2 protein-coding genes are annotated in these 7742 nt (G+C 58.3%); one reads left to right on the top strand and one right to left on the bottom strand.

Going from position 1 to position 7742, the window contains the following annotated elements; all coding sequences use genetic code 11:
* A partial coding sequence (locus B5F19_RS16020; RefSeq protein ID WP_204248354.1) for a pectinesterase family protein occupies window positions 1-3860 on the bottom strand: 3860 nt, incomplete at its 3' end.
* A 799-nt stretch (window positions 3861-4659) separates the two neighbouring features.
* On the opposite strand from B5F19_RS16020, the gene B5F19_RS16015 reads away from it, so the two are divergent.
* A partial coding sequence (locus tag B5F19_RS16015) for a M20/M25/M40 family metallo-hydrolase (RefSeq protein ID WP_140394270.1) occupies window positions 4660-7742 on the top strand: 3083 nt, incomplete at its 3' end.

Here is a 7742-nt window from a genome sequence, read left to right as displayed (position 1 = left end):
TGAGCAGCGCTGTAACCGTTCACAATCCCATTGGCGGAGGCCCAGGTCACCGCGTCAGCGAACCAATCGTTGGAAGCCACGTCCGCAAAGCTCTCGGAGCCGCTCACCTTAGGTTTGTCCGCCATTGCGTACAAGGTCTGCACTACCATCGCACGGGTCAAAGTGTTATTAGGCGCAAAGGAACTGCCGCTGACGCCAGTCATCAGGCCGTTGTCATAGACGTACTGCACCGCGTCCGCATACCAGGCGTCATCTGTCACGTCGGCAAAGGGTTCCTGCGCGGGTTCCGGCTCTTCCTCCGGGATGCGCTCAAAGGTGACAATCACTTCGTCGTTCCGATCCAGCCCTGTCAATCTGCCGTTGGCAGGTATGGCTACCGCCTTCCCGTTGACCGTGATGGAGGAAATCTGATACCCCTCGTCCGGCGTAATGGTAACGGTTCCGCTGCTGGATGCGGATACGGTTCCGCCCGTGCCGCTGACCGAGGCGTTTGGACGGCCGCTGGAGGAGCCGCCGCCGGAGGAACCGCCTCCCGACGGTGTGTCGGGCGTTTCAGGGGGTTGTGTGCTCACCGGCGCGCCAGGAAGAGGTTCCTCATCCGCCGCGCCGAAAATGGCCAGCAATTCCTGAGCCTGGGCGCGGGCAATCTGCCGGCGGTCTCCATTGACCGTATAGCCCGGGCCGTAGGAGCCGCACTCATAGAAGCGGGCGTCCTGATAGGAGTTGCCGCTCATATCGTCATACGGAAGCGCCGCATACAGAATGCCGCTCATGTAGCAGTCGATCCAATAGACCGCCGCATCCGCTCCCCAGGGTCGGGCAAGATAAAATTCGCCGGCCTCGCCGCCTGCACAGCCCTCTTCCGCGGTCACTGAGCAGCGGTAGAACACCAGGCCGCAATCGGCGTCGGCCGCCGTCCGTGGCGCGCATATGATGCCGCTCTCCGCGTGGGTGGGTATGTAGACAAAGACAATCTCACAGTCGTTAAACAGTACCTGCGCCTTGTCGCCAGAGTAGATGAAGTCGATCAGCCCCTCAATCCGGCAGTTGGTGAAGGTCTGAACTCCTTGATGCAGGTACAGGGTATCCTGCACGCCGGAGATGGTTACATTCACAAAACGAGCTCCGTCCGCGTCGCACCGCAGAGCGTCGGCAGACTGGTTGCTTGTTTGTACGGAATCGTAGACGTAGTCGTTGGCGAAACTGAGGTTTTCCGCATGGAAATTAAGGGCTGTGCTCTGAATATAGGTGGCGCAGCGCATGGTCATATCGCCGCCCGCTTCATAGCCGGGCTGGTTCGGATCTGGATTCTCATAAAGATCCGCCGGATAGCAGTGAATCCGGGTATTTTCCCCCTCGCCGATTAGGGTGATGTTGGGAGCGTCGACCACCAGGCGTTCCTCATAGTCGCCCGCGCGGACGAAAATCACAGTTTCCGAAGGGTTATTCATCGGGACCGCGTTTACCGCCGCCTGCACGGTGCGGTAGTTCGGGATGCCGTTTGTATCCTGCGCGCCGTCCACGCCAGTATAGGCCGCGTCTACAATCCCGCCGACGGACTGGCTGTTCATTGGCAGATAGTAGTAGTTGTAAACCGCTCGGGACCAGCCGCCGTCCGTGTCGGTGAGAATGAGTGTGACAGTGTTGCCGCCCTGCGCCAGCGTCAAATCATAGGAGAAGGAGCCGCCCGCGCTGACGGTCTGGTCGTCTCCAAGCTGCGTCCCGCCCAGATATGCGCGGACGACACCGGCGCGGTCCACCGTGCCGGCCAGCGTCAGCGCGTCGGAGAACACGGTCTCCGCTGCACCCTGGGTCAAAGTGAAGTGCGCGCTCTCCTCCGCCGGGAGATAGGCTCCGGTATGGCCGGCGGAAGGCATTGCCCAGACAGTGGGGGAGGGATTGCTCCAGTTGCCCGCCGAGCGGGCGGTTATGTAATAGTAGTACGGGACTTCCGCTGTAACTGCGGTATCGGTATAGGACGTCTCTTCCTCCGATGCGGTGTAAAGCAGCTGTACCGCCGCATCATGGGAGGTGCGGTAGACGTCATAGCTGGCGGCTCCGGCAACCGCATCCCACGAGAGTGTGACGCGGTCCGCGCCTGCCTCCGCCGTCAGCACGGGAGTCTCCAAGGCGCGCAGAATGTCTATGGGCTCAGAAATGACCGGACTGGTCCCCTGGCCGCTTTCGCCAAGGCCTCCGGAGACACGGAACTGGTAAATGCCGCCCTCGGAGATCGGATAGGTGTAGGACGTTTCTGTGGTTCGGGCAATTTCTGTCCAAGGACCATCGTCGTGCTGCGCTTCCACCAGATAATAGCCGTCGCCGCTGGCCGCGGCGCTGATGCGCCAGCTGATCATGATAGCCTCCCGGGTTCCCGTAGCCGCCGCTTCCACAGCGGTCACCACCGGAGCCTGGCCGACGGGGGCATAGCAGTCGTTCTGGTCGTACAGCACGGCGCCGTCCTCGGTCTTGTAGACCATGTTGGTTACGGTGGCGGCGGCGTTGGCCACCACAAAGCCGAGCTGGCAGTTTTCGCTGTTGGTGTACGGAAGATCCGCGGTATATTCGCCGCCGCCGTCCGTGGTCATGGTGACGGACAGCCGGTCCGCTGTTTTCACTGCTTGGATGTGTACGGTTTCTCCCGCGCGGATTGTCTCATTAAAACCGCCGGCGCCAAGGTAGTAGTCATTATTTGGATTCGAATAGACGCAGCGCAGATTGGTGGAGTTGCGGATCCCAGCAACCGCAATACGCTGCGCGGAAAGGTCATAAGCACCGAGGAAAATACCATAGGCGCTGCTGCCGCCGCAGTTGGTCAATGTGACGTCAGCTTCCAGAGCGTTCAAATCTGAAGTGGGGTCAAAGCCGTAGTATCCTACCCCTTCAGGCGTTGAAGAACCCGACGTACTGAGGCTGCCGCCGCTCTGGGAGATGGCCAGCCGCTGGCCGGTGGGCGTGACGGTTACATCGCTGCCTGTGCCGACGGAGGGCATTTCCTCTTGTTCAGTTATCTCTGTTTCTTCCGCCTCATTTGCAACAGATATCCAATGGATATAACCGGAACCGCCGCTGTAAGTGAAGGTGAGTGTGGTTGCAGCGCCCTCATAGGCGACCGTTGCCGTATTCCCGTCTTCGGTGACTTTGGCGGTAACTGTTGAAGGGGAAATCGTGCCGCCCGAAGTGCCGCTTACGGTAAACGCTCCGTCTCCGGCAGCGTAAGCGCACAGCGATAAGGTAATCGCTGCATTGCCTGCAACTTTAACACTGACCGTATCGGTTCGTGAAATTTGAATGCCGTGCTGGCCGCCGTTATAGGAGATGTTGTTGTTACCGGTCAAAGTCAGCAGTTTATCGGAGGAAGAGACGCTCTTTCCGTTTTTAATGGGATACGCTTGATAGAGCGTGGAGACAACGCTTCCGTCCCGGAAATCATAGGTCGTCGTGGAACCGTCCGCCACCGGCGTTCCGCTGGCGCTGTCGTCCCGGACGGTAATGGGGTAGCCCGCGACGGTCAGCGTGTTGCCGGAGAGGGAGTAGTCCACACCCTCCAATCCCTCCAGCATCCCCTCCGTCAGCGCGCCGCTTCCCGCGCCGCCCAGGTCGGTCCAGATGACCGCGGCGTCCTCGGTGGCGATCTCCACGGACCCGCGGCCGTCTGAGGCTGCGAGGTAGGGAGCTGTGTCAGGCGTAAGGGTAAACTCCGCGCCGTTTATGGCAAAGGAGTATCCGGCCGGGTCGCCGGCCGTGCCCTCCGCCGCGTAAGCGAGCATTGTGCTGTTGGACAAAAAAGCGGCCAGCAGGAGTATGACCGCAGCCAGGCGAAGGCTCCTGCTCTTTTGTTTTCGCGCAAATAGCTTCATATTTCATCTCTCCATGACATATCAAAATTTTGACGCTATATGGCACAGGAACAATTTACGTTTCTTTCAAAAAACTGGATTCCATGACGAAAAAAATTTTGAACGAAACGCGGAGACGCTCGTCACATGAAAATACGTTTGCCGGATTGCTGTTGAGTGGTCCAACCGCTTGGTCATGACAGAGCGGCTGGACAGGCCGCTGACGGTCAGAAAACGAGAATTATGGACCCATTCCTACATCACCTGCTTTCAATGAAACGATAGACATCCTACGGAACAAATTATCCTTTCCGTCATCCCATTCTCTGTGTGTTCTGTTTAAAATTATATCATTTCTGAAAAGAAATGCAAGGAGTGAAGGATACTGATAGAATCTTTAAATATGAAAAAATATGGCCCAGAAATGCGGCGCGGTTCACGGCTGCGGCGCGGATAGACCATCATGCCTTATGTGAAAAAGCCAGCTGGATGGTTCCATCCAATTCTTCCAGATACTTGGATATTTTAAGAAAAAACAGGATATTGTTGTGCAATATAGATATATATCTACGTTAATTTTGATGTATTACAGCAATATAAACAAAACCGGCGCAGTGTTATAATAGTTACAGTGTTTCAGCATAATTTCAGGAATCGGCAATCAACAGATGGTTTGTTTGCCAGAAACTGCCCAGGGCGGCCTAATTGTTGTGTGAGCCTGGCTGGAGCCAGAGGAAGGGAGTGCAGGTGATGCGATTGCCAACGGCGTAGTGTTGTGCAGGGAAAACCAGACAAATCGATAATCAAAGGAGGCATTGAAGTGAAGAAGTTACTCAGTGGAGCGTTGACCCTATCCATGGTGCTTTCCCTGGCCGTTCCGGCCATGGCCATTGAACCCGGCGAAAACGGTCCCCAGACGGAGTACCAAGTCACAATTACCCCTGAGGAGCGGGAAGCCATTCACGACGCTGTGGATGATTTGAGCGGCTACATCGGCGACATGGTCGTGGGCGATGGAACCTATGACCCCCTGACCTTGGTGGGCGGACTGGCCACCGGGTCCAGCTATGACTCCATCTCACACGGCCCTGGAGCGGCGGGATCAATTCCCACCGAATATCCCTTTGAGGTACCAAATACCGAGGCGAACCGCAATGAGGGTGACCGCAAGACCGCCAAGCTGGCCTGGGTAGAGCAGCTGGCCAAGGACCTGGGCTTTGAGGTCGTGGTCCACCGCCAGGACGACAAGTACGTCTATGTTGAGATCGGCGACCCCGACGCGCCCGAAATGGTTATGGCCCTGAGCCATTTGGATTCGCCCACGGCCTCTATTTCGGAAGAGCAACTATCTCGCTGGGTAGATTATGATGGGAACCAGAGCTCTACCGCCTATCATACCCCCTATGTGCGTGACGGCTGGCTGTACGGTGCGGGCGTGCAGGATGACAGCGGCCCCACCTTGGCTACCCTGTTTGCCGCCAAGGCTCTGATGGACTCTGGGGTGTCCTTTGACCGGCGTATCCGCATCGTCATGGGCGCCTATGAGGACAGCAACCCCGGCGTGCCTACCGTAGAGGATACTCTGGATTACATGGACATCCCCTACTACACCTCCAATCCCAGCTTCTACGATAACTGGTCCTACAAATCCCTGAACCGGGAGGAGATTCCCATTGCGGCGTATACCTCTGACTCCCGGTTCCCGGTGGTGGTTGGTAACTCTAAAGCGTCTACTCCCACGGTATATATGAACCTGTGGGATGACACCGCCAAGCCCTACCATCTGATTTCTGCCGGCGCCAACGTGACGGAGCGAGAGGGCGATCCCACCTTGAAAGATATCGTCCACGGCAGCACCTCCCAGATCGCTTCTAAGGCGGTGTTTGAACTCCAGGCTTCCCCGTACGCGGAGGCGAACGAGGAATTCATCGCCAGCGTGGAGGCCGCCGCCACTGAGCGGGGCTGGCTCCCCACCGCTGAGGGTGAGACGGCTAAGGTCTCCGCTGTTTACGACACGGAGAAGGACGCGGTGGTGCTCACCATCAACACCGACGTGGCCATGGAGATGCCCACGCCCCAGTACGGCAAGAACGCCGTGGTGTGGGGGATGTACCTCATCTCCGAGGCCCTGGGCGATCAGGGCATCACTGCCGAGGATATGAAGCTCAAGCAGGCTGCCGACGGCATCACCGCCCTGTTCTTCCAGAACTACACTGAGGGTGAGGCCTACATCGGCCGGTACATGGGCATCCCGGAGAACCTGCTCCGTAACCCGGACAGCGGCGTAGCCAACCTGACCTTCGCTCTGATGGGCGGGATCCAGGGTACCTACGACCTAGTCTCCTTCTATGATCCGGAAACCGGGGCACTGGAGATCCCTCTCTATGTGCGGAGCATGCACACCAATGCGCAGGACTACAATACTGCCGTTGATGCAGTAACTGAGTCTTGGGAGGACTGGGGTTTTGAACTCCAAGGCGGGTTCAACGAATTTTCTGATCCTACTCTGTACGCCGATCACGATAATCCCCTCATTGACCTGCAGCTGGCCAGCTACCTGGCCACGATGCAGAGCGACCCGGAGGCCTTCGCCGACGTGTACGATCTGCTGAGTCTGTCCTACCCCGTCGGCACCACCGGCGGCACCCTGGCCAGCAACTATACCAATAAGATGACCGCCTTCGGCGCGGTGATTCCCGGCAACGAGCGCTGGTGGCACTCCGCCAACGAGCGCATCAAGGTGGACTCCATTGTGGAGATGACCAAGATGATGGCGGACGGAATGCTGGAGATGGCCCGCTATTCCGACGCGGCGGGCGCTCAGCTCATGTGGGCGGACATCCCCGGCCTGAACTCCGAACGGGCGGAACTGGACCTGCTGGACATCACTGTTGGCACCTATCAGGACGCCTCTGCCGATGTGGCGGCTGATCTGGGTGACGATTTCCTCCTGGGCGCTACCAAGTTCGACATCCACATGTGGAAAGAGCGGGGCAACAGCTCCTTCACCCAGGCCGCTTACGACGCCGGCCACGGGGAAGGCGGCGTGTACCTGCCCCTGGATGACCCCGATTTCCTGGAAAACACCTTTGTGATGCCCATGCGCCTGGAGTTCAAGGTGGAGCGTCCTGACGGCGTGAGCAACTCCGGCTGGAACAACTTCGTGAGAAACGGTCTGGACGACCTGACCTTCTACATCCAGAAAGATGGCGAAGCCATTCCTCTGACGCTGTCCAGCGGTGAGGATGAGGACCAGTTCTACTCCGTGCGCACCACGGAGGAGGACCCCAATTCGGTCTATGTGGCGGTTAATCTGGCCATTACAGACGGCGCCTATGAAGGTGTGTCCACGGTGGTGGCCGAGTCCAAGACCGACCTGTACAAGCTGAACGACGAATATTTGGCTACCCACGAGAATCCTTTCCCGGATCGCGGCCAGATTGAGGATCGCGGCTTCTTCCTCTTCGGCGACGGCGAGAAGAACGCCCAGTTTACCTCCCCTGAGGCCATCTACGTGGTGGCGGATGAGGACGCCTTTGACAGCCGCTCCAGCGGCGGCGGAGGCGGCGGCAGTTCCAGCAGCCGGCCCCAGCAGCCGGATCAGCCCGACCAGCCCAGCCAGGATGAGAACATGTTCAACGACGTGTCCTCCAGCGCCTGGTATGCCGAGGCGGTGGAGTATGTCTATGACAACGGCCTGATGACTGGCGTCAGCGGCAGTTCCTTTGCGCCTAATAACACTTTGACCCGTGCCATGGTGGTGCAGACCTTGTACGCGATGGCGGGCAAACCAGAGGTGAGCGGCTCCGAGAGCTTTGCGGACGTGGCTTCCAACGATTGGTTCGCTGACGCGGTGACCTGGGCCTCCGCCAATGGGATTGTGAACGGTTACAGCGCTGCTCA

The sequence above is a fragment of the Pseudoflavonifractor sp. An184 genome, assembly GCF_002160305.1.
In the GTDB taxonomy this organism is placed as follows: domain Bacteria; phylum Bacillota; class Clostridia; order Oscillospirales; family Oscillospiraceae; genus Lawsonibacter; species Lawsonibacter pullicola.
Note: the sequence above shows the minus strand (reverse complement) of the source record. Positions and strands in the feature narration are given on the sequence as shown.